General features: G+C 65.4%; 27 protein-coding genes and 1 pseudogene. 17 read left to right on the forward strand and 11 right to left on the reverse strand.

All coding sequences use genetic code 11. From position 1 onward, the window contains the following. Window positions 1-36: 36 nt before the first annotated feature. Window positions 37-1,068, forward strand: coding sequence for a DUF2891 domain-containing protein (locus THITH_RS05305; RefSeq protein WP_051418750.1), 1,032 nt, complete (start codon window positions 37-39; stop codon window positions 1,066-1,068). Between the two features lie 48 nt (window positions 1,069-1,116). On the opposite strand, the gene THITH_RS05310 is transcribed toward THITH_RS05305, so the two are convergent. Continuing rightward, window positions 1,117-1,605, reverse strand: coding sequence for a YaiI/YqxD family protein (locus THITH_RS05310; protein WP_006748738.1), 489 nt, complete (start codon window positions 1,603-1,605; stop codon window positions 1,117-1,119). A gap of 157 nt (window positions 1,606-1,762) precedes the next feature. On the opposite strand from THITH_RS05310, the gene THITH_RS05315 reads away from it, so the two are divergent. Together THITH_RS05315 and THITH_RS05320 are read left to right on the forward strand one after the other, a co-directional pair. Next, entirely contained in the window at window positions 1,763-2,314 is a 552-nt protein-coding gene (locus tag THITH_RS05315) for a DUF2058 domain-containing protein (protein ID WP_006748737.1), read from the forward strand. A 165-nt stretch (window positions 2,315-2,479) separates the two neighbouring features. After that, the gene (locus THITH_RS05320; RefSeq protein WP_198019473.1) at window positions 2,480-4,006 is read left to right on the forward strand and encodes a glucosyltransferase domain-containing protein; all 1,527 of its coding nucleotides are present in this window, start codon (window positions 2,480-2,482) and stop codon (window positions 4,004-4,006) included. Between the two features lie 430 nt (window positions 4,007-4,436). Here THITH_RS05320 and THITH_RS05325 read toward each other — a convergent pair whose 3' ends face one another. Both THITH_RS05325 and THITH_RS05330 read right to left on the reverse strand, forming a co-directional pair. Then, a complete protein-coding gene (locus tag THITH_RS05325; protein WP_006748735.1) occupies window positions 4,437-5,432 on the reverse strand; it encodes a glycosyltransferase family 2 protein in 996 nt (331 codons plus the stop codon). Window positions 5,433-5,480: 48 nt separating this feature from the next. Further along, window positions 5,481-5,891: a GtrA family protein gene (locus tag THITH_RS05330; protein WP_025367304.1), complete on the reverse strand. Its 411-nt coding sequence runs from the start codon at window positions 5,889-5,891 to the stop codon at window positions 5,481-5,483. Window positions 5,892-6,127: 236 nt separating this feature from the next. Here THITH_RS05330 and THITH_RS19075 point away from each other — a divergent pair, with 236 nt between their 5' ends. Both THITH_RS19075 and THITH_RS05335 read left to right on the forward strand, forming a co-directional pair. Beyond that, window positions 6,128-6,322, forward strand: coding sequence for a hypothetical protein (locus tag THITH_RS19075; RefSeq protein WP_084222622.1), 195 nt, complete (start codon window positions 6,128-6,130; stop codon window positions 6,320-6,322). After that, window positions 6,322-6,582, forward strand: coding sequence for an alpha/beta fold hydrolase (locus tag THITH_RS05335; protein ID WP_006748733.1), 261 nt, complete (start codon window positions 6,322-6,324; stop codon window positions 6,580-6,582). Before THITH_RS19075 ends, THITH_RS05335 begins: the two co-directional genes overlap by 1 nt. 312 nt (window positions 6,583-6,894) lie before the next feature. Here the strand turns inward: THITH_RS05335 and THITH_RS05340 are convergent, their stop codons facing one another. The 8 genes from THITH_RS05340 to THITH_RS05375 form a co-directional block, all read right to left on the reverse strand. Continuing rightward, the gene (locus tag THITH_RS05340; RefSeq protein ID WP_006748732.1) at window positions 6,895-8,172 is read right to left on the reverse strand and encodes an O-antigen ligase family protein; all 1,278 of its coding nucleotides are present in this window, start codon (window positions 8,170-8,172) and stop codon (window positions 6,895-6,897) included. A gap of 82 nt (window positions 8,173-8,254) precedes the next feature. Continuing rightward, window positions 8,255-10,570: a hypothetical protein gene (locus THITH_RS05345; protein ID WP_006748731.1), complete on the reverse strand. Its 2,316-nt coding sequence runs from the start codon at window positions 10,568-10,570 to the stop codon at window positions 8,255-8,257. A gap of 229 nt (window positions 10,571-10,799) precedes the next feature. Then, window positions 10,800-12,056, reverse strand: a complete 1,257-nt coding sequence (locus THITH_RS05350) for a tetratricopeptide repeat protein (RefSeq protein ID WP_006748730.1) — start codon at window positions 12,054-12,056, stop codon at window positions 10,800-10,802. Between the two features lie 16 nt (window positions 12,057-12,072). Further along, window positions 12,073-14,436: a GumC family protein gene (locus tag THITH_RS05355; RefSeq protein WP_006748729.1), complete on the reverse strand. Its 2,364-nt coding sequence runs from the start codon at window positions 14,434-14,436 to the stop codon at window positions 12,073-12,075. Between the two features lie 80 nt (window positions 14,437-14,516). Continuing rightward, entirely contained in the window at window positions 14,517-15,563 is a 1,047-nt protein-coding gene (locus THITH_RS05360; protein ID WP_006748728.1) for a polysaccharide biosynthesis/export family protein, read from the reverse strand. Between the two features lie 132 nt (window positions 15,564-15,695). Next, window positions 15,696-16,457, reverse strand: a complete 762-nt coding sequence (locus THITH_RS05365) for a hypothetical protein (RefSeq protein ID WP_006748727.1) — start codon at window positions 16,455-16,457, stop codon at window positions 15,696-15,698. Between the two features lie 250 nt (window positions 16,458-16,707). Further along, complete coding sequence (locus THITH_RS05370; RefSeq protein ID WP_232222251.1) at window positions 16,708-17,547, reverse strand: tyrosine-protein phosphatase; 840 nt, start codon at window positions 17,545-17,547, stop codon at window positions 16,708-16,710. 16 nt (window positions 17,548-17,563) lie between these two features. Next, window positions 17,564-18,505: an MraY family glycosyltransferase gene (locus tag THITH_RS05375; RefSeq protein ID WP_041483612.1), complete on the reverse strand. Its 942-nt coding sequence runs from the start codon at window positions 18,503-18,505 to the stop codon at window positions 17,564-17,566. A gap of 739 nt (window positions 18,506-19,244) precedes the next feature. On the opposite strand from THITH_RS05375, the gene THITH_RS19080 reads away from it, so the two are divergent. The 12 genes and pseudogenes from THITH_RS19080 to THITH_RS05435 all read left to right on the forward strand — a co-directional run bounded on the left by THITH_RS19080 (window position 19,245) and on the right by THITH_RS05435 (window position 24,920). Next, window positions 19,245-19,787 (forward strand): type II toxin-antitoxin system RelE/ParE family toxin, encoded by a 543-nt coding sequence (locus tag THITH_RS19080; RefSeq protein WP_232222252.1) that lies wholly within the window; start codon window positions 19,245-19,247, stop codon window positions 19,785-19,787. A gap of 171 nt (window positions 19,788-19,958) precedes the next feature. Next, window positions 19,959-20,183, forward strand: coding sequence for a type II toxin-antitoxin system RelB family antitoxin (relB, locus tag THITH_RS05390; protein WP_006748723.1), 225 nt, complete (start codon window positions 19,959-19,961; stop codon window positions 20,181-20,183). Then, a complete protein-coding gene (locus THITH_RS17675) occupies window positions 20,167-20,499 on the forward strand; it encodes a type II toxin-antitoxin system RelE family toxin (protein WP_006748722.1) in 333 nt (110 codons plus the stop codon). The genes relB and THITH_RS17675 overlap by 17 nt, the downstream gene beginning before the upstream one ends. After that, window positions 20,496-20,723 carry a type II toxin-antitoxin system Phd/YefM family antitoxin gene (locus THITH_RS05400; RefSeq protein WP_006748721.1) on the forward strand — a complete coding sequence of 76 codons (228 nt, stop codon included), beginning with the start codon at window positions 20,496-20,498 and terminating at the stop codon, window positions 20,721-20,723. The genes THITH_RS17675 and THITH_RS05400 overlap by 4 nt, the downstream gene beginning before the upstream one ends. After that, window positions 20,713-21,153, forward strand: a complete 441-nt coding sequence (locus tag THITH_RS05405; RefSeq protein ID WP_006748720.1) for a type II toxin-antitoxin system VapC family toxin — start codon at window positions 20,713-20,715, stop codon at window positions 21,151-21,153. Before THITH_RS05400 ends, THITH_RS05405 begins: the two co-directional genes overlap by 11 nt. A gap of 225 nt (window positions 21,154-21,378) precedes the next feature. Next, window positions 21,379-21,633, forward strand: coding sequence for a hypothetical protein (locus tag THITH_RS05410; RefSeq protein WP_006748719.1), 255 nt, complete (start codon window positions 21,379-21,381; stop codon window positions 21,631-21,633). Next, window positions 21,623-21,958 (forward strand): type II toxin-antitoxin system HicB family antitoxin, encoded by a 336-nt coding sequence (locus THITH_RS05415; protein ID WP_006748718.1) that lies wholly within the window; start codon window positions 21,623-21,625, stop codon window positions 21,956-21,958. Before THITH_RS05410 ends, THITH_RS05415 begins: the two co-directional genes overlap by 11 nt. Window positions 21,959-22,050: 92 nt before the next feature. After that, window positions 22,051-22,287: a MarR family EPS-associated transcriptional regulator gene (locus THITH_RS05420; protein WP_041483399.1), complete on the forward strand. Its 237-nt coding sequence runs from the start codon at window positions 22,051-22,053 to the stop codon at window positions 22,285-22,287. Between the two features lie 372 nt (window positions 22,288-22,659). Then, window positions 22,660-22,908 (forward strand): FitA-like ribbon-helix-helix domain-containing protein, encoded by a 249-nt coding sequence (locus tag THITH_RS05425; protein WP_006748716.1) that lies wholly within the window; start codon window positions 22,660-22,662, stop codon window positions 22,906-22,908. Beyond that, entirely contained in the window at window positions 22,905-23,324 is a 420-nt protein-coding gene (locus THITH_RS05430; protein ID WP_006748715.1) for a type II toxin-antitoxin system VapC family toxin, read from the forward strand. Before THITH_RS05425 ends, THITH_RS05430 begins: the two co-directional genes overlap by 4 nt. 431 nt (window positions 23,325-23,755) lie before the next feature. Continuing rightward, a pseudogene (locus THITH_RS19690) lies at window positions 23,756-23,957 on the forward strand (hypothetical protein). Between the two features lie 438 nt (window positions 23,958-24,395). After that, window positions 24,396-24,920 carry a helix-turn-helix transcriptional regulator gene (locus tag THITH_RS05435; RefSeq protein WP_006749129.1) on the forward strand — a complete coding sequence of 175 codons (525 nt, stop codon included), beginning with the start codon at window positions 24,396-24,398 and terminating at the stop codon, window positions 24,918-24,920. Window positions 24,921-24,924 lie beyond the last annotated feature (4 nt).

Below are 24,924 nucleotides of genomic sequence, written 5' to 3' on the forward strand. Positions count from 1 at the left end.
TCCGCCGGGCCCGTCACCCGGGCCATGACCAGCAGCATGAGCTTCGCCGATCCCGTGCTCGACGCCGCGACCGCCGACGCGTACGCGCGGGCGGGATTGGCCAACATCCGGCGCGAGTATCCCAACCATCCCGGGCATCTTCTGACCGACAGCGCGGACCATTGCGCGCCGTCGGTGCTGCACCCGATCTTCTACGGCAGCTTCGACTGGCACTCGTCGGTGCACCAGCACTGGATGCTCGTGCGGCTGCTGCGCCGGTCGCCGCAACTGGAGATGGCCGATGCGGTCCGAAGCGCGCTGGAACGCCAGTTCGATGCCCATTCCGCGCAGCGCGAGGCGGCCTACTTCCGGCATCCGGAACGCCGCAGCTTCGAGCGGCCGTATGGCTGGGCCTGGCTGCTGACACTGGCCGCCGAGCTCGAGGCCTGGGGGGAAGCGGTGCCACGGCGCTGGGCCGCAGCGCTGCAGCCGTTGACCGACACGGTGCGGGATCGCTGCCTTGCCTGGCTGGACGGAACGCGGTACCCGCAGCGCTGCGGCACCCATGGCAACAGCGCATTCGCCTGCGGTCTGCTGCTGGATGCCGCGAAGGTTTTCGGCGACGTGGCTCTGACCGAAGCCGTGCGGGCAGCTGCATCGCGCTGGTACGCGGCCGATGCCGGATATCCGGCCTGGATCGAACCGTCGGCCACGGACTTCCTGTCGCCGGCACTGGTCGAGGCCGACCTGATGGCGCGCATCATGCCGAGTGACGGGTTTCCCGAATGGTTGGAGGGCTTCCTCGTGGCCCCCGATGTGCTCGAGGAACCGGTGGTGGTGACGGAACGCGGCGATCCTCAGGGCGTTCATCTCGACGGCCTCAACCTCAGCCGTGCCTGGTGCTGGCGCAGGATCGGGGCCGCGCTTCCGGCAGGCCATCGCTGGCGGCCGGTGGCACGCAGGGCGTCTGCGCGCCACGCGGCTGCCTCGCTGCCCGCCGTGCTGTCCGGTGACTACGTGGGGGAACACTGGCTGCCGACTTTCGCCGTCTACCTGTTCGAAGGGGCCCTCGTGCGGCCCGGAACCTGAGCGTCGCGTGGTGCGGCGGTGAGCACCGCGCGCTGCCGGCACCGGGTGCTACCGGGGTTCGCCGGGAGCAGCAGGGGGTGTGGGGCGTTCGCGCAGCCGTTGTTGCAGGAACCGGTCCAGCTGGTTGGCGAAGGCCTGGCGGTCGCGCGGGTGCAGCGCCGGCGGGCCGCCAGTGTCGACCCCCGATGCGCGCAGCGTCTCCATGAAGTCGCGCATGCCGAGGCGTGCACGAATCGTGTCCGCGCCGTACAGCTCGCCGCGAGGGTTCAGCGCATGGCCGCCGCGTTCGATGACCTCTGCGGCCAGCGGAATGTCTGCGGTGACGACCAGATCGCCGGGCTCCAGCCGTGCGACGATCTCGTTGTCGGCCACATCGAACCCCGAACCGACCTGGATCGCGCGCACGAACCGGGAAGGCGGCACGCGGAGCGGCTGGTTCGCCACCAGCGTCACCGGTATCCGGGTGCGTTCCGCCGCCCGGAACAGGATCTCCTTGATCGCGCCCGGGCAGGCGTCGGCATCGACCCAGATCTTCATCGGCGCGTGTTCATCACTGGACGTTCCTCTGCGGCCTCGTTGGCAGCGGCCCCGACCGAACGCCGGAGCCCGAGGGTTCTCCGCTGCGGCCGCGGCTGTCGCGGGGCGTGCATGATACCATCGCGGCCACCACCCACCGGAACACCGGGAACGGAGCATGGCGGGGTCACTGAAGGACCAATTACTGAAGGCCGGAATCGCGAGCAAGCAGCAGGCGAAACAAGCCGAGCTGGACAAGCGCCGGAAACAGAAGCAGAAGCAGGGCCGGCGGGCGCCTGACCAGGACGAGCGCGAACGCGCGGCGGCAATCGAGGCGGCGCGGGTCGCGAAGCGGGAGAAAGACCGGCAGCTGAACGAGCAGCGCAAGCAGGAGCAGGCGCAGCGCGCGCTGCAGGCCGAGATCCGGCAGCTGGCCGAGCAGCACCGAATCGACCCGCCCGAGAACGCCGACCTGCGCTACCACTTCGTCTGGAAGAACAAGGTCCGCTCGCTGTGGGTCGATGCGGACCTGCGTGCCCAGCTGTCGGACGGGCGGCTGGTGCTGGTGGCGGTCGATCAGGCGTTTCTGCTCGTGCCCGCTGCGATCGCCGAGCGTATCCGGCACCGGGATCCGAACGCCGTAGTCCAGCCGGACGCGGGGTCCGCGGACGGCACATCCGGCGACGACCCGTACGCGGACTACCCCGTCCCGGACGATCTGCACTGGTAGCCGGGCTGCCCGCCATACCCGGATCGGAATCGATCCCGGGTGCACCCCTTCCGTACGCGTTTTGCGGCGTGACCGGCAACCGGTGCGGGCCGGGAACTCGGGAGCCGAAAAGGACCCGGGCCGGCCGGCCACGATAACCGCGAGTCCAGATATCCCGCTATGCCCATGAGTCGACCAGCAAGCATCTTTGCGTCACGCGACGAGTCGCACGCTTCGATATCCACCTACCAAGCGTTCCTGCTGATCCTGGCCGTTACCATCGTCAGTTACGGCTACAACCTGACCAATTTCACTCTCAACATCGACGGTGAAATCGCAGACAATATCCTGCACACGATCTCACTTGGTCGCTGGGGACACGCATTCTTGCACGCGTATCTGCTCCCCGAACCCTACCTCCCGTACTTCACGGACCTAGTGGGCCTCATCGCACTGGCACTGGCTGCGCTGCTCGCGGCAAAGACCATCGGTTTCACAGGAGTGATGACTGTGGTTTTCGGCGCGTTGATGGTGAGTTTTCCCCAGCTCGCGTATCAATTGCAGTTCACCAACCAGGCCGACACCTATCCGATCGGGCTCTTGCTCGCGGTGCTCTCTGCCTACTTCTACATACGATTTGCATTCGGCACTCCACAACGGTGGCGCACACGGTATCCGACTCTTTTGTTGAGCATCGTCAGCGCGACGCTCGCGCTCTCCATCTACCAGACCCTGATCGTGGTTTCACCTCTGGTCGTGTTGGGGTTTCTGCTGGTGCGCAGCCAGTCTGAAGGGGCACGACCCGGGAGGGACATGATGCTGCTGGTCGGTTACGCGGCGGCGCTTGTGGTCTCTTTGGTCGTCTACTTTCTGACCGCGAAGGCCGCTCAGGGATTGGCTGGAAGCGGATCGCAAGCGTCATATCTGCTTGCGCATGCATCGGAATTCGAAACCCTGAGCGATAGCCTGCTTCTGAGTCTTACGTTCTTCGGAGAACTCCTCCAAGGCACCAGTTTCTATGGGCTGGGTGCATTTCCGATCGCGGTCGTTGCTGTGGCACTGATCATCGGTTTGAGAATTGGTGCCAGGTGGCAGGATCCGGTTTGGGCAACCGCGCTGCTGAGCATGATGTTCCTGGTGCCGCTGACCATGATTTTGGCCACGCAAGGATCGCTCCCGCCGCGGGCCTTGTCGTTCATGCCGGTTCTATTCGCGACCATGATCGCGGTTGCCGTGAAACCGTTCAAGATACAGTGGGTAGTTGCAGGCGCACTATTTGTCGTCCTATCCAATATCGCAATGATTACGAATCTGTTCTACTCGGATCACCTGGTTCGTCAGGCGGACATTCAGATGGGGAAACAAATCCAGTCCATTATTGACAACCAGTTTCCCGGATACGCTGGCTCCGAGACGACTCGGGTGTTCTGGGGTGCCTATGGCGGGAATGAAAGCCGACGGTTGCCAGAGTCCGACATTTTTGGAACCTCGTTTTTCAATTATGGTGGGGGCAACAATCATAGGATTTTTCTTTTTCTTCAACACGCAGTGCCCATCGCTCAATATCAACGGGCGACGTCTGCGGATGTGGAAAGGGTTCGTGGCGGGATCGCTGATATGCCGACGTGGCCCGACCCGCGGGCTGTCGCAGTCGTCGACGGCATTGTTGTGATCAAACTCCAGGACGATCCCGAGTGGTCGATGAAATTCTAAGGCATCGCTGATCAATAAATACACTGGTGATCGCGAGCGCCGCGCGGCACTAATTGTCATGCCGCCGGGCGCGCGGCACCCCTGATGAAGAAAGACGCGTAGGGCGGAAAAGGCCGAAGGCCGTCATCCGCCAGCTGGCGCCCGGATTTCCGCGGGCGCCTGGGCGCTGCGAACGCCGTACGGCGGATGACGCTGCGCTTTTCCGCCCTACGGGTCGCCCGGAACGTGCGTGGGGTTCTCTTGCATTAAGGACACCGCTGGCGAGACCCGTGTCTTGCCGGGGCAGGCGTTCGTGAAGAATCGGGTCTGTAAAGCGGCACGTTTGCCCTCTGATGACCCACTGACTTCACTGCGGCGTGATAGTCATGTTCTCAAGAGGCCGGCCTTTGCCCCCCTGCGCATCGTTCATGGTCGAGAGTGGCGGCTGGCCTTACGAGCCGTCGCTTGTTCGGTGCTTGCCTGTGGCCCCGTGCTGCAAACGTGGCCGAACCGTCTGCGCCGGACGGTATTCCTGCACGAAGTACAGGGGGCGATTCTTGGTCTCGTCGAACATGCGCCCCAGGTATTCCCCCATCACACCGATGAAAATCAGTTGCACGCCGCCAAGGAACAGAATTGCCACCATCATGGACGGATATCCCTGCACTGGCTCGCCGAACAGAAGGGTCTTGATGATCACCCATCCACCGTAGGTGAGAGCGAGCATCGCCACCAGTCCACCAAGGTAACTGGCGATCTTCAACGGCACGTTGGAGAACGCGGTCAGACCGTCGAGCGCGAAATTCCAGAGTTTCCAGTAGTTCCACTTGGTCTGTCCCGCGTGCCGCGGATCGCGCTCGTAACGCACCGGCTTCTGCGGAAACCCGACCCAGGAGAACAGGCCCTTCATGAAGCGATGCTGCTCGCGCAGTTGCTTCAGCGCATCGACCGCACGCCGGCTGAGCAGGCGGAAATCGCCTGTGTCGTGGGGTATGTGTACGCGGCTCAGCTGTTGGATCACGCGGTAGAATGCGCCGGCAGTCGCTCGCTTGAACCAGGATTCGCCATGGCGCCGCGTGCGTTGCGCATAGACAACGTCGTAACCTTCGCGCCAGCCCGCGACCAATTCTGGAATGACCTCCGGGGGGTCCTGCAGATCGGCGTCGATGACTGCCACGGCGTCGCCGTGGGCATAATCGAGACCGGCCGACATCGCGCGCTCCTTGCCGAAGTTGCGACTCAGGTTGAGCACAGTGACCCGCGAGTCCTCTTCCGACAAGCGGTGGAGAATATCCAGCGTTGCGTCGGAACTGCCGTCGTTGACGAACACGATCTCGGCGTCGCAATCCAACGCAGCCAAGACCGGAGCGAGCCGTCGGTGAAATTCTTCGATTGCTTCCTCTTCGTTGTACGCCGGCACGATGACCGACAACAGCGTTTGCGACATCAAGACTCCGTACTGCCGTTTATCGGGGATGGTGCGGGTTCCCCGCGTTCACTTCAAGTTTGGCAGACGCTCAAAGCTGCGGAAGGTCCACAGGCGGTTCGCCCCGAAGTTCCAGAACAGCGCCGCGAGCGTCGCGATGACCTGGGCCACCAGGTAGTGCCAATGGACCAATGCCAGCACTGAGGCCAGCACCCCGACGTTGATGATCAGGCCGCCGAGCGCCACCACCAGGTACCGGGGCAGCGCTTCGCGGTGCCGGCGGTCGCTGGCGAACGTGAAGCGCCGGTTCAGGACATAGCCGACGATCGCGCCGATCAAGAATCCGAACCCCGACGCCGGCACCGGTCCGATTCCCAGACCCTCGACCAACGCCATCAGGGTCGCGTAATGCGCCGTGGTCGCGATGCCGCCGACGATCACGAAACAAGCAAACGATCCGCCGACCGACACGGTGCACACGCCATCCCGAGAAGGCTCGTGCAAACCGGCCTCTTGGGAATCGGGCGTCGGGATTCTGGAGTGGCTGGCGCACATACCAACCAGTCTATCGCGACACACAACCCTGGATGAATGGTGCCGGTCGTGTGGGCCCATTCGCAGGCCTCGACGTGAAGGTTTTCACCCTGCAGCCGCGGCCGGCGTGACGCGAGGTGTCGGATGCCGGGGGCGCGCAGGAAGTGGGACCGTGCCTTAACGTGAAAGTCACGGCCTGTCTCGTGTCCCGGGCAACCCGTAGGGCGGAAGAGCGTAGCGTCATCCGCCGCTCGGCGTTCGCGCCTCCCCGGTGCCTACGGCAACCCCGGCGCCGGATGGCGGATGACGGCCTTCGGCCTTTTCCGCCCTACGCCTCTTTCATCCTCAGGGGTGGCCGCGTGCGCCATGAAAGTTAATGTTAGCCTATATCGAGCGACAGGCCGGAACCCTGCGCAGCTGGCGGGGTTCGTTCCACCGCCTCGCGGCCGTTGCCGTCCCGACGTTGATCATCACTGGCACGGACGATCGCATCATCCCGCCCGAGAACGCGGAACTGCTGGCCCAAGGTCTGCGCGATTCCCGTGTCGTGAAGATCCAAGGCGGCGGGCATGGTGTGCTGTACCAGCAGCCGAAACGACTGGCCGAGTTGATCTCAGCCTTCCTGGCCCCCGATTGAGGCGCGTTCGTGCGTTCCGGTGGAACAGTGCGGGGCAACGGCGTGCCGGGCGCCCTGGATGGGGTCCGTAGAGCGAGGAACCCGACCGCCACTGTGGTGGCCGACGTCCAGCCGCGTGGCCTTGGGCGAGGCGACCGAAGTTGTGCTGCAGCTCGCAGTGGCCGGCTCACCCTGCCTGAGACCCGAGCCTGTGCGAGCACCCCGGTAAGCGGTCCGCGAACGCTGGTGCGGCCCTGTACAGACCCCGTGGAGCGCAATCCTGGTCCTGAATGCGCCCACGGGCACCGCTCAGCAGCCGGACGCGGTGCGCGACTATCTGGGCGCGGACGGCATCCGGTGGCGGGGGCGGCGTAGCAGCGTTCCGATGAACAGCGCGAGCACGAACTGGGTGGCCGGAATGTGCCAGCTGAAGTCGCCCAGACCCACCATGGATAGCGCGGCGAGCCCGGCATAGAGGGCGATTCGCTCGGTACTCAGGTGTGCGGATCGGATCAGGGCCATGACCACAGCTGCCAGCAGCAGCAGTCCTGCGAGCCCCATTTCCACCAGCCATTGCATCAGGTCATTGTGCGCGTAGTCGTACCAGCCGCTGATATGCCCCGGCTGGAGCTGCTTGAACACGGCCTCGAACCCGCCCAGCCCCACCCCGTGCAGATACCACTGCCAGGGGAGCTCCGCGAGCATCAGCGTGGCCACCTCGAAGCGCCCCTCATCGATGCCGGTGGCCAGCAGGCGTGCAGCGAGGGGAGTCAGGCCGTACCAGGCCGCGGCCAGCAGAGCGGCTGCCAGCGCTAGGTACGCCGGCCAGGCCGAACGGGCGTGCAGCAGATGCCGATGCCGCGACCACAGCACCAGCGCCACCAGCATGCCGGCGATCCCTGCGGCACTGCCGAGGCGCGAGGCACTGGCCAGCAGCGCGGCGCCGATTATCGCGCTGGCCATCAGGCTGCCGGCGACCTTCAGCTCACTCGGCAGCCTGCCCAGCAGCGGCATGTCGCGGATCCACCACACCGCGACCGACATCGGCCAAAGCAGCGCCAGATAGGCCGCGAACAGGTTTCGGTTGCTGAAGCTCCCATGTACGAAGTCCGGATTGTTCCGCGGCCAGATGCCGAAGATGCTGTCGGCACCGGCGGCGTGCGCGGCGACTCCATAGCCCGCCTGGAACAGGGCCATGCCTACCAGCCCGAGCCAGATCAGATTGCGCTGGGTGCGGCGCAGGCCATGGGCAATCCACGCGGTGGTGAACAACGCGACGAATGCAGCCCAGCCTCGCAGGGTCGCACCGACATCGGGCGACCAGTGGCGCGGTTCGAATTCCGGATGCAGCCAGAGTGCGTCGGGGTACGCGCCGAACGCCTGCGCCAGCGTCGGCAGCGGCAGCACCTGAACGAGCACCAGCGCGCTGAAGACAGCTCCGAATGCCAGCCAGCTGCGCGCCGGTGGAGCCAGAGCGCCCTGCGGTGGCAACATCGCCAGGATTCCCGCGAGCAGCGCCGCGGAGGTCATCAACAGCAGGCTGGCCGTCATTGCCTCCGGGGTACGGTTGCCCAGCATCAGCGGCAGTGCGAGCGCCGCCAGCGCGAGCACGAGAGTCGCACCCCAGACGCCTGGGCCGGCAGACAGCTCAGGGTGGCGGTCCTGCCGTCTGCGCCGCCGACGTGGGCCGGCGTCAGTACTGGATGCTGTCAATCCGCCATTCCTCGAACTGATTCAGGATCCGGTACCGGATCGGTCCGCTGGCCCGCACCCGGGGCTGATCGGGATAATCGACCTCGAGTTCGAACCGGGCCTCGACCAGCCAGCCGTCGGCCTCCGGCTGGATGCTCGCGATCTCGACCCGAAGCACGCGAGCCTGTGAGCGCTGGAAGAGTTGCAGGTACCTTTGCTGGAACCAGTTCCGGCCACGGTTCGCATTCTCGGTGGGCGATAACGTGAGGTGCTGGAGAAAGGCATGGAGATCGCCTCGTTCGAAGGCACGGCGGTACCCCTCGATCAGCGACCGGATCTGCTGCTCGGCGTTCACGGCCGGGGCCGCCGTCACCGTGCGGGACGGCGCGGGCGGCTCTGCGGCAGATGGCGACTGCTGGTGGACGTTGGCCGACACGGGCGGTCTGGCACCATCTCTGGCCGGCGGCGATACCGGGCTGCGAGCACCGGCTTCGCTGGCGCTGGCCGCTTCGGACGGCGGATCCATGCGGTGCTCGGGGCGATCGGGCTGCTGCGGAGCCGCCGCAGGCGGTTTGCTCTGCTCGGGGCGATCGGGCTGCTGGGGAGCCGGCGCAGGCGGTTTGCTCTGCTCGGGGCGATCGGGCTGCTGCGGAGCCGGCGCAGGCGGTTCGCTCTGCTCGGGGCGATCGGGTTGTTGCGGAGCCGGCACACTTGGTTCGCTCGGCTCGGGGGTGCGGGTGGTGCCGCGGCTGTCGGGCACACGTCTCTCCCGGGCCTCTATGCCCAGAGCGGCGGAGGTGTCCGGCCGGACCGTGGACCCGGTGGCATCCCGTGCTGGACGGCTTCGATCCGAAGCCGCTTCAAGGTCCTCCAGCGCCGCCTCGGTCGAGGCGCCGGAAATGTCCCGGTCTGCAACGGCAGCGGCCGAATCCGGGGGCGACACAGCCGCCGGGGAATCGGCGCCGGCCTCCGGTGTGTCGCCACGAACAGTTGCGGCCGGTGCCGAGGCGGCTGACGGCCGCCCATCGTCGGGCGGAACCGCAGAGCCTGCGTCCGCGCGGGCGGGGGCACCCGCTTCCGGGTACACGGGAGGTACCCACGCGACGAGCGGTTCGGGTACCGGCGGTGCCTGCTCGGAAGTCGGATCCGGCGGGTTCGAGATGCGGACTGCACCCGCTCCGGGAGAGGCTGCGCTCCATTTCGTGCTCGCGGGCGCGAATCCAGAGAAGTGGGTGGTGGGGTCACCAGACTCCGATCGCTGGGACATGCTGAGTGAACTCAGCGGTCGGGAGAGCGCAACTCCGGGAATCGCACGGGTCCCGGCCAGCGGCTCCAGAGACCTATCGGGAGCGAGCTCGATCACGGGAGGCTCCTCCACGGGCGAGGCCTCTATCGTCTGCACGCCGGTCAGCACCGGATCATCATCGCCACCGGCGTTCTCCTGCGGTTGCGAAGCAGGTGCAGGCTGCGTGCGTTCAAGCGGCCCCGGTGGCCCGGAATCCACTCTCCCGTGCGCCTCGCGCCCGCCCGCTGCAGAGGCGAGCCGGTCATCGGCCCCGGGGTGATCTTCGCCTGACCAGCGATCGATGCCGGCGGTCCCGTCGTGGCCCGCAGAGGCATGTTCCAGCGCCTGGGGTTCCGGGGCAGCGACCAAGTCGTGCCCGGACTCCGACTGCGCCCCGCGGGCCGGGCCCTGGGTCAGGTAGATGTGCAGAACCGGGAGGAAGGCCATGATCGCGACCAGGGTCAGGATCTTGGCTTGCAGGTTGCGCACCTGGGCCAACTGCCCCCGGAGTAGAACCAGCAGTCCGGGCCCGAAGTGAATCCGGCGCCATCGCCGGCGGGCCACCGGTGCGGGCGCCCCATGCCGCGGGCGCATGGCCTGAGTCTGCGGCGGCGCCGGCTCCCCGGCTGCGGCGTTTCGCCGGAAGCGCGCGTAGGCTTGGTGGATGGCCTGCGATCGCGGTGTCACCCATTGCACGAGTTCCGGGTGGCGGTCCGGGTGGAAGGCCGCCATCAGGCGGCGGTAACGGACACGCCGCGCCTCGACCGTGAGCCGTTGCCCGACGCCGGCGGCCTCTTCCTGCAGGGCCCCATCCCGAAAGATCTGCCGGTCGAGCTGTTCGAAAATCCGGCGCAGGAGTTCGGGGTCGGTCTGCGACGGCCCCAGGTACTCGGCCAGGGGCGCTGCGAAACCGGCATCACCAGCGGCGATCCAGGCCAGCACGGCGTCGAGTTCGCGATCGTCGAGGCGCCATGCCATGCCCTGCCGAAGTCGGCTGGCAAGGGCTTGCAGATTGTCGTCGGAGGCAGGCATGCGTGTAGGTCAGCGATCCGTTCGATTGTGTGACGGGACGGCTTCGGGGGCCTGCAGGCGGTAGCGACCCTGTGCGGGAACGCGAACGGACGAACTTGCCGGCATCGGGATCGCCCCGGGCCGGCGGGCAAGGCCCCGCGCCGGTGTGTCATGCCCAACACGCGAAACGCCGGCAACCCGCGAAGCACGCCAATCCCCGACACTCGGGCCGTCGCGGGTTGCTGGGTGTTCAGGGCTCATCGGAATCCATCGTCTGCAAGGGCGCTGGTTCGACGCGCAGTGCATCCAGCCAAAGCCGGCCCGCCAGGTAACGGTCGAAGTCCCGGGCCGGCGGGTCACGCCGAAGCTGCAAGTGGAGCATTCTACCGCCCTCTGGGGTGTCGAGTTCCACCCGAAACGGCTGCCAGTCGAATTCGGATCCAGGGGCGTCCACCCGCGTCCTTCTCCCACCATCGGCCCAGGCCGAGAGATAGGGCAGGGCACGTGTGGTGAGCCCTTCGGCCCGCCAGTGGCCGGAAACGGTCCAGCGCTCGACGCCTGCCGGTACCGGAATTCGCACCGAAGGGGCAGTCAAACGCAGGTTTTCGGTCCCGTCGAAATCCAACCGGAGACTGGCAGGTTCGGTGAAATAGTGCTCCGGATCGAGTACGACTCGAGCGCCGGCCGGCACGCGTATCCGCCAGTGCAACCCACGCGGGCTGGCCGGCTCGTGGCGAAAATCGGCATTCGGAACCATCCCGTATCGATAGTCGGGGAAGGTTTCGGCCCAGGCCCAGGCTGCCCGTTCGTGGTCGCCCTGCGCGAGCGCGAGATCGACGAAATCGAGCAGCGCACGATCCCCCGGCGGTCGCGGCCTCGACAAGCGTTCCCAGGCTTCTGCCGCCAGATCCAGCCGCCCGTGCTGGCGGGCAGCCGCGATCGCGGCTTCGAGGTAGGGGTCACCGGGCGGCAGAATGCGGTCCAGCAACTGTGCCGGGTCGTCGATCCAGCGCATCGCGACGAACAGCGCGCGGTGCGTGCCGGCAGGTTGCCCCGCCAGCCAGTCACGCAGGTGTTCTTCCGTGCGTTCAACGCGGCCCAACTGCTGGGTGATCGTCGCCGCGCGCCACAGCAATTCGCGATTGTGCGGCTGCGCCGCAAGCGCCGCATCCAGATGCGCCAGCACGGCGTCGGGGTCGGCATCCTGCAGGCGTGCGAGTCGGGCACGATCCGCCCAGCGCCAGGGATCCAACGGGTAGTGCCGCAAATGCCAGGCAAGGGCCTCGTCGACCGCGGGCGGGTCGCGACGCCAATGGGGCTCCAGCGACGCAGCGAGTTGCCGCCCGGCCAGCCCGCCCCAGGGGACATTCGCCTGCACCGCCGCGAGACTCTGTGCCGGCTGTTGCGGGTCGACGCTACGCAGCCCGCGGTACTCGGCCCAGGCGATACCCGCCGCCAGCAGACCGGCGAGCGGCAGCACCAGGCCGCGCATGGCGCGGGCGTTCATTCGCGTACCGCCGGCGTCAGGACGCCTTGCTCAGATCCGGCTTTGGGGCATCCAACTGCTCCTGGCTGCTTTCGTAGTTGTAGTAATACGACGAGTAGTACGCGTAGTCGGGGCTCTCGAGATCGACCCGGTTGAGTACGACCCCCAGCACCGGCGCCTGCACCTGGTTCAACCGCCGGATCGCGACCCGGAAGCTCTCCTTTCCGGTCTGGCCCGAGGCCGCCACCAGAATCACACCGTCGACGATCCGCGACAGAATCACTGCATCCGCCAATCCCAGGATCGGCGGCGCATCCACGACGACATGGTCGAAGATCTGCTTGCAGTCGGCCAGCACCTTGCCCAGGCGGCTGGAGCTGAGCAGCTCGGCGGGGCTCGGGGTGGAATGGCCCGCCAGCATCAGCGACAGGCCGTCCACGTCGGATGCGTGGATCGCCGGTCCTTCGACGATGCGGGTCTGATTGGCCTGAGCAATGCAATTGGTGAGCCCCGGCGACCGCGGTTTGCCGAAGTCCCGATGCAGCGCGGGCTTGCGCAGATCGGCATCGATCAGCAATACGCGGCTCCCATTCTGGGCGAGCACGGTCGCAAGATTGGCCGCCGTAGTGCTCTTGCCCTCGCTCTGCGCGGCGCTGGTCACGAGCAGTACCTTCGGCATTCCCTCCGGAGTGGCAAACATCAGGCTGGTGCGCAGCGAACGGTAGGCCTCCGACACCGATGACTGCGGATGCTCTGCGCTGTAGTGGCTGAGCGAGCGGTCGGTGCCTTTCGACTTCTTCCGTCGGCTGCTGCTACGTTCACGCGGTCGCACCAAGGGCACGAGGCCTAGCACGGGCCGGTCCACCAAGCGTTCCACGTCCTCGGTACGGCGGATGGTGTTGTCAAGGAATTCGAGCAGCAATGCGAAGCCGATTCCGACCATCAGCCCGAGCATCGAGGCGATCGCGAGGTTCTTGGCCAATACCGGCTTGAATGGCGCAGCTGGCGTACGCGCCTCGTCGATCATTGAAATGTTGTTTTCCTGGATCCCGGCCGCGACGCCGATCTCCTTCATACGCTGCAGAAGGCCGTCGTAGAGTTCCTGGTTGGTCTCGAATTCCCGGCGCAGGATGTTGTACTGCACGCCCTGCTCGTTCAGCGCCATGATCCGTTCTTCGCGCTCGGCAATTGCGCGCTCGAGTGCGGCCTCCTGCGCGCGCAGGGTTTCGAACCGCCCCAGGATGCCGTCGGCGATCTTCTGCTTTTCGCTTGCGATCTCGGCGCGCAGAAGCTCGATCCGCCGCAGCGTCTCGGCCACCGTTGGGTAGCTGTCGAGGAAGCGCTCCGACAGGCTGGCATACTCGGCGTTGGCGTCGAGCAGCCGCTTCTGCAGATCGGCGATCGTGGTACTGTTCGCTATCGGATCGAGGTGATCGATCTGCCCCTGCTGCACGAGTTCGCGCCAACCGGAGAGCTGCACGAGTTCGTTGCGCACATCGTCGAGCCGCTCGCTCAGGCTGCGCAGCCCTGCGCGTGCCATCTCCATGTTCTCGGCGAGATCGGATACATGCGCGTCGCGCGCGAAATCGGCCAGGGCGCGGTCGGATCTTTCCAGCGCGATGCGCATCTCGTCGAGCTGGGTCTGAAGGAACTTGCGCGCCTCGCTGCCGGCATCGTAGCGGCGCTGCATCGTGCCTTCGATGTACTCGCGCACCACGGCGTTGGCGACGCGCGACGAGAACTCGCGGTCGAAACTCACTACGCTGACCTGCACCAGGTTCGAGTTGCGAACCGGCTGCACCTCGATGCGACTGCGCAGGCGGCCTGCGGTGGAACGAACCGGATCCGCGGGCGCGGCCTCCGACACGCCTTCGGCGTCCTCGCCACCCACGGCGGGGCGGATCGCCGCCAGCAGCATGCCGGCCAGTTCGCGCATTTCGCCCATCACGCTGCGCTGGCGTATTTCGCCAGTCAGTTCCGGATGATCCTGCAGTCCCTCGCGCCGCACCACCGCCTCGGCCAGCGAGCGGCTGCGCAGGATCTCGTACTGCGTGGTCAGGAACTGTTGACTCCCGGCGGCACCGCGGGCGGAGGATTCGAAATCCTCGTAGGCGAGGATCCGTCCCCCCTCAGGCTTGATTTCCACCGTTGCCGTCGCGCGATATTCCGGAACCATCAGCAACGTGCCCATCGCGGTGGCCGTGAGCATGATCGCCAGCAGGCCGAACACGACCCATTTGCGCTTAACCAAAATCCGCCAGTATTCGCGCAGGTCGATGCTGTCATCGTCCTCGGGCACGGACACGTGGGGATCGTAAACGGTCATCTGTCCGCCGGCCCCGCTGACCGGCTTGAGATGGTGGACCGGACGGTCCCTTTCCTTGTCCTTGTCAGAAGCCATGACTTGCCTCGATTACAACAAAATTGGTCCAGCGTTGCGGCGTGGGCACCGGCGCCTCTCGCAGCATCGGCATTGGGCGCTTACAGGGGGCGGAAGCCCAGCAGTGCCAACCCGGGCACAGTCCGCCAGAATCCGGCCCATCCCGCCTTGAAACCATCGGTCTCGACCACGACGACATCCCCGTTTTTCAGCGGTATATCGAGTTCCGGGTTGTCGCGGATCTCGGAATAGTTCACTTCCAGATGCTCCCAGTCGCCACTGCCCGCCGAACGCCGCAGGATGCGCATCGACGACCGGTTGGCTTCGAATTTCGGCCCCCCGGCCTCGGCCAGCGCCTTCAGCACGGTGATGTTCCCGCGTTGCGCAAACGCCCCGGGACGGTTCACTGCCCCTTCGACATACACAAAGCCGCCGCGGGGTACGTTGACCAGTGCCGACTCGCCCAGCACCACGTTGTTCTCGCCGGCGTGGCGCATCAGGTCGTCTACCGGCACCAGCAGCGTCCGCACCTGCAATTCACCCGATTCGGGGTCGCGGACACGATCGGTGAGATAGATGGTATCGCCGGCGTTTTCGGTCACGCCGCCGGCCATCGCCAGCGCTTCGATCAGAGTCGTCTGACGGCTGACCGAATACACGCGCGGGTTGGACACCGCCCCGACGACGGTGAACTGCTGGCTGCGAAACTCGGTGACCCGGGCGCTGACCTGCGGGCTGCGCAGATAGGACTCGCCGTATTTCTCTGCAACCACCGCTTCCACTTCGTCCAGCGTCAGCCCGGAAACGGCCACCGCCCCGACCAGCGGCATCATGATCCTGCCGCTGCCGTCTACCCGGTATTCGCGCGAAAGCTCGGGAACGCCGAAGATATCAACCTGGATCTGATCCTCCGGGCCGACCCGGTATACACCGCCCCCGATCCCGCTCTCGGCGGCCAGCGACAGGAGCTGCTCGTTCACATCCTGGATACGGGCCTCGTTCGCGACCTGTTGCTGGAAATCGGCTGCCGCCGAGGGCTCGCCGTTGCCGCCCGAATGGGTGGCGCAGCCGCCGATCGCAAAGATCAGGGCCAGAAAAACCAGCGCCATTACCCGCGCTGGCGCGCGAAAACATACCAACCTGTTCATCATCACTCCTTGCGCGCGCCCGGTTACGCCGCCCGCATCACAATACCTGACGCGCCCGGAAGTTCCGGGCGCGTGGCGCCCGCTCCTCGCAAACCCCCGAGGTGCGGGCGCACTGTTCCGGAAACCCGAACGTCAGGGGCTGACAGGATCGGGATCCGAAGAAGAGCTTGCGGCCGCACTCCCTGCGACGACGGCCAGTCCACCCCCGAGAAATGCCAGTCCCAACCCGTGTCCAGCCGCTCCGGCACCGGCTCCAGCCCCACCGCCGGCTGCCGCCGCGGCATCGGGGTCAGCAGCCTCGACCTGCGCCTGGATCAGCCCCGGCTCCTCACCGGAAAAGGTCACGCGTTCTCCGGCGCCGACGCGGTAGTAGACATTACCGGAACGATCACGCGCGGTCACCGAGCCTTCGCGCACGGTCACCTTGAGCTGGCCATCGTCCAGCCGCTGGATCAGCCCGAAAGAACCGGCATCCGTCGTGCCCACCTGAACGACTTCGCCGTCTGCCGCGGTGCTGAACTCGTACGGCCCGCTGCTGACATGCAGGCTCAAGCCCGGCTCGGGAAGCGCGTACAGCAACGAACCGGCGTCCAGGGCTACCTGGATCCGGCTTCCGTCGAGTGCCACCGAGGCCTGGGTGTCGGCCGCAAATCCGACGCTGGCGCCGGCATCCAGATCCAGTACCGCGCGGCCATTGCGGGTGTCGATACGATCGCCGGAATGCCATGCATACTGGGTGTTGGCGACATTGATTCTGCCTTCGGAGCCCTGCTGGGCGATCCGGACAGTATCATGCGCGGTCAGTTCGCCGATGGCGCCGGCCAACGCTGGGCCACTTGCCGCCAGACCCAGAAATGCGAGGCCCACCAGCCCCGAAGTCAGCTTCGTTTTCATAGTCGATCTCTCCCAGTCGTTGAATCGATCCTTTCCGATGCATGCCGAATTGGCATGCCCTTTACTGCCGATGCACGATCGCTTGCACCTCGTCTCGGCGTTCTGGCCGGATTGGCCCGGCCAATACCATCTACTTAACCATAGCGGTTACCGCTTGCGTGTGTGATTCGCACCTCATCCCTCACACGTCCCGCTCAAGGTGAGAGAACGCAGAACCCTCGGCTCCGGCAGGTCGATTGCGCCATCATAATCAAGCACGCAACCGGCCCAGCCAGCCCCGGATCCCGGCCCCACGCGGCGGCTGCCGCACGTTGTCCAGGCGCTCGGTCTCCACAGGATCGCCGGCGACCAAAGCCCGGGGAAAGTCCTCGGCCATCAGACATGCCGCGGCGCTGCCCACCCAACGTTCGAGCATTACGCGGCCCTGCGACAATTCGGGTACGCGCCGGCTGTCGCGGTGCGCATCGGATGCGACGATCTGAACCAGCCCCTGCCGAACCATGCTCTCGGCTGCCTGCTGCACACGCGGGCCGAAGCGGCCGTTGCAGGATTGCGCGGTAATCTGGCCGAGACAACCCATGGCGACCCATTCCGCAAGCATATCCGGGCTCGCTGCGACTTCGGCGTTGCGCTCGGGGTGCGCGATGATGGGCTGCAGCCCCATTGCGATCAGCTCTTCCAGGATCTCGGTGGCCCCGAACGGGACGTGGTGCACCGGCAGTTCCACCAACACTGCCCGTCCCCGATCCGCGACGGTCAGGGCACTGCCCGCGACCAAGGCTGCGGGCAGCTCCGGCACCAGGTGGCATTCCGATCCGGGAAAGATCGCGAGATCGATGCCTTCCCTACGCAGAGCCGCACGCAGCGACGCGCAATGGCCACGTACCCCGTCCGCCGGATTCCGGTAGACGCCATTGAGGTGGTGCGGTGTCACCACCAGCGCGCGGGTACCGTCGGCTACCGCCAGCCGTGCCATGTTCAGCGCCTGCTGCAGATTCTTCGCACCATCGTCGATTCCCGGCAGCAGGTGGGCGTGAATGTCCACCATGCCGGTCGCAGGTACTGCGAGGAACTCCATAGGTTCGGACATGGTATCGGCCATCGTCTTACCCGATCTCGGGCTTCAGCCTGCCCGCGGCCAGACGGCGCCGCCGCAGCCGCCGCATCGCACGCAGGAAATGATGGGCATTCAGCGAAAAACCGACATAGGCGAGCAGCAGCAGCGTAAACAGCGCGAACTGAAGGGGCTCCGGGCAACTGCCAAAATGACAGGCCAGCGCCAGCAGCACCAGCGCCAGCTGGTTCCCAGCGATCAGCGCGACGACCGTGCTCACCGGAAAACCCGCCCGGCACAGCACATGATGCAGGTGGGTACGATCGGCCGCGAGTGGGTTGCGGCCCCGGCGCAGACGGCGGAAGGACACGCTCAGGCTGTCCGCCGCCGGCAGCAACAGCAGAAACGCGATGGAAATGGGAGCCACGCTGGACGCGGGTCCTTGGGTAATCGCCACCGCCAGCCACGCCAGCACGAACCCCAGCACCATGCTGCCGCTGTCACCGAGAAAGACCGCAGCCCGGCGCAACCAAGGACTGCGCAGGTTGAACAGCAGGAACGCGGCCAGACCGGATGCGAGCAGCACACCCACGGCCGCCTTTGCGTCCATCCCCGCCGACAACGCGAGCACAGACAGGCCCGCCACGGCCAGCAGGCTGATGCTTCCCGCCAGCCCGTCGATCCCGTCCATCATGTTGATCGCGTTGATCATGAATGCAACGCAGAGAATGGTGAATGCGGGTCCAACCCAGCCCAGGTTGAGTGGGCCGGTGCCGAGCAGGTTTCCAAGCGACACGATCTGCACGCCTGCTACGACCATGATCCAGGCGACCCCGAGCTGGACGACAAGCCGAACGATCGACCCGATGTCGACCAGATCATCGACCAGACCCAGCAGCCCGAGGACCACGACACCCAACGGAAGCGACCACAGCGCCCACCAGTTCACGGGGGTTAACGTGGCCGCGACGATCAGTGCGGCCAAAAGGGCCACCCCTCCGGTGAGCGGAACGGCACCCTCATGCCGCTTTCGATGGTTCGGCCTATCCACCAGCCCGAGCCGCATCGCGGGCCGGCGCAGTAAAAGTATACCGGCGCCGGTCAGGACAAAAGCCGCCCCGCCCCCCACCAGCACTCCATGCCCAAAATCCACGCCCCCCTTCCTTCCGACCTCCGGCCGGCGCCCCGTGGTCGACTGGCGCCACGGGCGGATTCCAACGTCGCCGGCTCGCGCCGGCAGCTTCCTACGTTCGTCTAGCGGACCTTGCCGGCAAACAGCGAGTGAGTCAATAGGATGTATACCCATTGACAATCGCTTGTCGCAGCCAGAACGCAGGACTCGCCCACGCACCGTGGCGGAAAGCCGACGCGGCAGTCCACCCCCCCCATCGTCACTGCGAGGAGCCCACGGGGCAACGTGGCAATCCACACGCCGCCTGGATCGCCACGGGCATTCGGATGCGGTGCGGATGCCGCGAAGCCCCTGCTACACTCGGCCTCATGCGTGTAACTTCCATGGCCTGTGTGGCCACCCCCGATGATGAAAGAGGCGTAGGGCGGAAAAGGCCGAAGGCCGTCATCCGCCAGCTGGCGCCGGGGTTACCGCAGGCGCCTGGGCACTGCAAACGCCGTACGGCGGATGACGCTGCGCTTTTCCGCCCTACAGGTCACCCCGGACGCGCGCCGCGGGTTCTTTCACGCTAAGCTCGGAACACATGCAAGCGATCCGTGAAGTGGTGCGCCGCGAATGCGGGTCCGACACACGCGTTCGCCTGTTTGGTTCACGCCTGGACGACACGCGGCGCGGCGGGGACGTGGATGTGCTCGTCGAGATCGATCGGCCGATAGAACGCCCTGCGCTGCTTTCGGCGCGGCTCTCGGCCATGCTCAGCCGCCGATTGGACGGGCGTTCCGTCGATGTCGTCCTGTCCGCTCCGAACCTCCCCCGGCGCACGGGTCATCGGGTTGCCGAGGAGAAAGGACAACTCGAAACAGGGGTGAAGGTTCGCTGGACGCCGGAGGCCCTCGAGGATCGCCTCCAGATCTGGGACTACATCGCGGCCGAAGACCCGCAGGCAGCGCTGAGGCTGGATCAGCGTATCGCCGGCACGGTCTCGTTGCCTGAGGAACACCCGGAGATGGGTCGCCCCGGCCTCATTGCCGGCACACGTGAGCGGATCCCACACGAAAGCGACCGCGTGGTCTATGAAATCGCGCCGAGCGCCGGCTGGATTCTCGCAGTCGTGCATTCGGCGAGGAATTGGCCGGCCGTTTGATGTTTGCGGTTATGGTTCCCGGGGCTCGCAACGAAACCGCCGCAAGCGCGGGTGAGGTGGATGCACCGTCCAGCGCCGCTTCGCGTGCACCGCACGTTCCTAGGGCATTGCCACGTGCACAGTGCCAGGGCTTTCGCTATACTTGTATAGCCATTGATTGGAGGTCATCCCATGCTCGCGTTACGGCTTCCTGAGGATGTGGAAGAACGCCTGGCTGCCCTCGCCAAGGCCACCGGTAGAAGCAAAAGCTACTACGCCCGCGAGGCGATCCTGCAGCATCTGGACGATCTGGAAGACATCTACCTGGCTGAACAGCGCCTGATCGATCACCGCAAAGGAAGCGGCGAGACAGTGTCCATGGATGAAATGAGGCGCCGGCTTGAGTTGGACGATTGAATTTGATCGCCGCGTCGAGAAAGACCTGCGTGCATTGGACAAGCCATCAGCACGCCGGATTCTGAAATACCTGAACGAGCGTATCGCGCCATTGGACGACCCGCGGCGTCTGGGCATGTCGCTGACCGGGGAATTGGGCGAATACTGGCGCTACCGCGTGGGTCAGTACCGAATCATTGCATCGATAGAAGATGAACGGCTTCGGGTGCTGGTGGTGCGTGTGGCTCACCGCAATGAGGTCTATCGCCAGGGCCTCGGGGCTCGCCATGTGCTACGATCCGAAATAATGCAGCACATACCAAGAGGTATCCGATGAAAGAGCTCAACATTCGGGAAATGCGCGCTGCCATCGGTCAGCTCGACAAACTGGTGAACGAGGCGGGCGAGATCATCGTGAATCGCCGCGGCCGCGCGATCGCACGCATCCTGCCCGTTGCCGGGACGCGTCGGCGTCCCAATCACGCCGACCTGCGCGCACGTACCCCGCGGCTGCCGACGCCGTCGGCCGAGTTGATCCGTGCCGAGCGCGATGAGCGCTGACGACCGTGTCTACCTCGACACCAGCGCGCTCGCGAAGTGGTACCTCAACGAACCGGGGTCCGACGCCTTTGTCGATTACCTGCAGGGAATCGATGTGGCCATCATCAGCAGGCTCACCCGCACCGAGATGCGTTCGCTGCTGAGTCGGCGCCGGCGCATGGGCGAACTCAACGCTGAGCTCGAATCCGTGCTGTATGCCGCGTTCCTGGAGGATATCGCCCGCGGCTGGCTGCAGGAGCACCCGGTGACCGACGCCTGCTTCGACGAAGCCGTGAATCTGATCAACCGCTATCCGGAACATCCGCTGCGGACACTCGATGCCTTGCACCTCGCTCTGGTCAACCAGATGGGGATCGCGACGCTCGCGACTGCCGATACCGTGATGGCCGAAGCCGCTTCCTCCATGGGCCTGGTGGTGAGACGGTTCTGAGCGGTGCTCACCGCGAACGCGCCGCAGGCGCGGGTAAGGTGGGTGCCGCATCCAGCGCCGATTCGCGTGCAAGTGAAGTGGTCTACTTGAAGCCCGAGGATCGTCAGGAGCCCTATGCCCTTATCATGGGCCTCCCAGGGCTGAAGGCCGGGGAGGATGTCAGTGCCCACAGGTGCATCGCCCGGACCTTGATATCGCGGTACCAATAATGACACCATTCCAAGTATGGCGTCGGTAGAAAAAATCCTGGCGCAGATGCGCGAGGAGCCGAAGAACATCCGCTATGCCGACCTGAAGAAGGTTTATGAAGCGTATTTCGGAGTACCGCGGCAAAGTGGCACGAGCCACCTGGTATTCAAGACGCCCTGGCCCGGCGATCCGCGGGTCAACATCCAGAATGCGGGCGGGCAGGCGAAGCCGCAGCAGGTCCGGCAGGTGCTGCAGGCAATCGAAAAGCTGGAGAACGGCGATGAGCGCTGATCACTACACCTACCGCGTGACCTGGTCCGCTGAAGATCAGGAACATGTTGGACTCTGCACCGAGTTCCCATCCCTCACTTGGCTCGCAGACACGCCGGAAGCGGCGCTGAGCGGCATCCGCATGCTGGTGCATGACGTCATCGACGATCTGCGGGCGAATAATGAGCCTGTTCCCGAGCCGCTTGCGGAGCGCAAGTACAGCGGCGAATTCCGGGTTCGGATTCCGCCCGAGCTGCACCGGCAGCTTGCCATGGCGGCGGCCGAGCAGGGCATCAGTCTGAATCGACTGGCTAGTTCCAAGCTGGCGGGTGAAAAGGTCACCTGACGTTGTTTCGCAACCCGAGCCTCGCACCCCAACTGTAGCGAGCCCGGCCCGCGAACGCGCTCGCTGGCGCGCATAGGGCAGGATGCCGCAGCCTGGGCGCAACGAACTACTGCCTGCGCGCGCTGATCGACAAGGGGCTGGTGAAGGCCGAGAACTTCCGCAAGAGCCACCGTAAGCGCGCCTACCTCTACCTGCTCACCCCGGCGGGGCTTGCCGAGAAGCTGCGCGTCACCCGCGCCTTCCTGGCGCTGAAGCAAACGGAGTATCGGGCCATCGAACAGGAGATCGAAGCGCTGCGGCGGGAGTTGCGTAACCTGTCCCCAGAATAGGCCACGCCAACGCGTCGCCGACGTGTCGTTCCCGAGCGGGATTTTTCGGCGCAGGATCAAACGGCCATCCTGAGCGAGCTCCGAACCTTTCTGGCGAGGCAAGAACCAGCGAGGAAGACGGCGGTGGCCCGTGTGCGCGAATTGCGGGATGACGCCCGCTACTGACCCATGCGCTATGCCGATACCTGTCTGTTGCGTTCTCTGATCTATCGCGATTCCGGTATTGACATCCTCCCCACGGCTAAAGCCGGGGGATTCCTCGCGCAACATTGGTGATGCCATGGGGATTCGCTGCTCATGATGGTGGGATCATGTTACCGGGCGATATCGTGATATCATCTGCTGAAAACAGCCCGTCACGAGAGGTGTGCCATGGCCCAGGTCATCGTCCGCAATCTTGAAAACGATCTGAAAGACGCGCTCAAGCGGCGTGCGCAGCGCCACGGCTGCAGCATGGAGGAAGAAGTGCGTCAGATCCTGCGGCGCGCCGTGAACGAAAACTCGGAAGCGCTTCCCAACCTGGGTTCGCGTATTGCCAAGCGTTTTGCGGGCATCGGCCTGGAAACGCCACTGCCGGAACTGCACGGACAGGAGATCGATCCCGTCGCCTTTGACGCATGATGATCCTCGACACCAACGTGCTCTCCGCGCTGATGCAGCGACAGCCCGATTCCACCGTGGTTGAGTGGTTGGATCGGCAAGCGGCCGACACCGTCTGGATCACGAGCGTCACCCTGTTCGAAGCCCGGTACGGCCTCAAGCTCCTCGCCGACGGTCAACGCAAAGCCCTACTGGTGGAACGTCTCGACGAGGTTGTTCAACTCGACCTGGCCAACCGTATCGCGGTGTTCGACGTACGAGCGGCAGAGCAGGCCGCACACCTGGCGGCCGACCGCAAGGCCCGCGGCCGTCCCGTGGATATGCGCGACACCTTCATTGCCGGCATCGCCATCGCCCGTGGCGCTACGCTTGCCACGCGGAACGCGAAGCACTTTGAAGATGTACCGACCCCGGTCGTGAACCCCTGGGCTGCATGACAGCGCCGCATGGCATCTGCAGGCATGGCCACGGGCGCTGACCTTGTCGGAGCGGACCTCGCCCGCGAACGCGCCGCAAGCGCGCCTACCTCTACACGCTCACGCCCAGCGGCATCGTCGAGAAACTGCGTGTCACCCGTGCCTTCCTCGCCCGCAAGCAGGCCGAGTACAGCGCCATCGAGCGGGAGATCGAGGAGCTGCGGCGGGAATTGCAGGAAGAGTCGGGTTAGGGTTGGGTTAACGTGAAAGAACCCGCGGCGCGCGTCCGGGGTGACCTGTAGGGCGGAAAAGCGCAGCGTCATCCGCCGCTCGGCGTTCGCGCCTCCCCGGCGCCTGCGGCACCCCGGGCGCCGGCTGGCGGATGACGGCCTTCGGCCTTTTCCGCCCTACGCCTACGCCACTTTCATCCTCATGGGGTGGCTGCCCGGGCCATGACAGTTAACGTGAAAGAACCCGCGGCGCGCGTCCGGGGTGACCTGTAGGGCGGAAAAGCGCAGCGTCATCCGCCGCTCGGCGTTCGCGCCTCCCCGGCGCCTGCGGCAACCCCGGCGCCGGATGGCGGATGACGGCCTTCGGCCTTTTCCGCCCTACGCCTACGCCTCTTTCATCATCGGGGGTGGCCTAGGGTCATGATCGTTAGAAGCGAGCCCTGCTCGCGAACGCGCCGCCGGCGCGCCTGACTCGGTGCACCACCCAACGCCGATTCGCGTGCAAGGCACGCTCCCACAAGGGGCAAGCGCTCCCACCGGGGGTGAAAATCAGTGTCCTGATGATGGTTGTCGGTTGACAACCATTCGCTTCTGCCACCACTCAGGGACAAGACATGGCAAGGCCGATCCACCCAAGGAAGGAGATCGAGGAAGCACTGCGATACGCGGAAGCCCGCGGGTGGCGGATCGAACCGGGTGGTAGTCATGCCTGGGACGGATCTATTGCCCCTACAACGATGCAGAGTGTCGCTGCGGAGCATTTTGCATCACCAGCATCTGGACCACGCCAAGAAACGCATCGAATCACGCAAAGGCGCTGCGGCGCGTGGTCGACCGGTGCTCCCGCCTTGAGGACTAGCGGATGGAATATACCTTTACACTCCGATACAAACTGGCCGACAGCCATCAGGAGCCGGATGAACTGATCGAGCGGCTGGCCGAGGCAGGTTGCGACGATGCGCTGGTAGGCATCGGGCAGCGCGGCTACCTGGCACTGGAATTCACCCGGCAAGCACCGAACGCGTTAGAGGCGTTTCGAACCGCACTGGCTGATGTCAAGGCCGCGATTCCGGAAGTAGTCCTCATCGAAGCAGCCCCTGATTTCGTCGGCCTTTCCGACGTTGCCGACCTTGTCGGTGTCACCCGCCAGAATATGCGCAAGCTGATGCTCTCCCACACCGACACGTTCCCGCCGCCCGTGCATGGTGGAAGCACACTGATCTGGCACCTGGACGACGTTCTGGACTGGCTGAGCACCCGGGGGCGATATCCCGTTGCCCAGGCGACTCTTGAAACCGCCCGTCTGCTACGGCAACTGAACCTGGCCCGGGAATCGCGTCATCTGAGGCCTGAGCTCATCAATACGCTGGATACCTATCTCGCCTGAGAGC

The organism is Thioalkalivibrio paradoxus ARh 1, assembly GCF_000227685.2.
Lineage (GTDB): Bacteria > Pseudomonadota > Gammaproteobacteria > Ectothiorhodospirales > Ectothiorhodospiraceae > Thioalkalivibrio > Thioalkalivibrio paradoxus.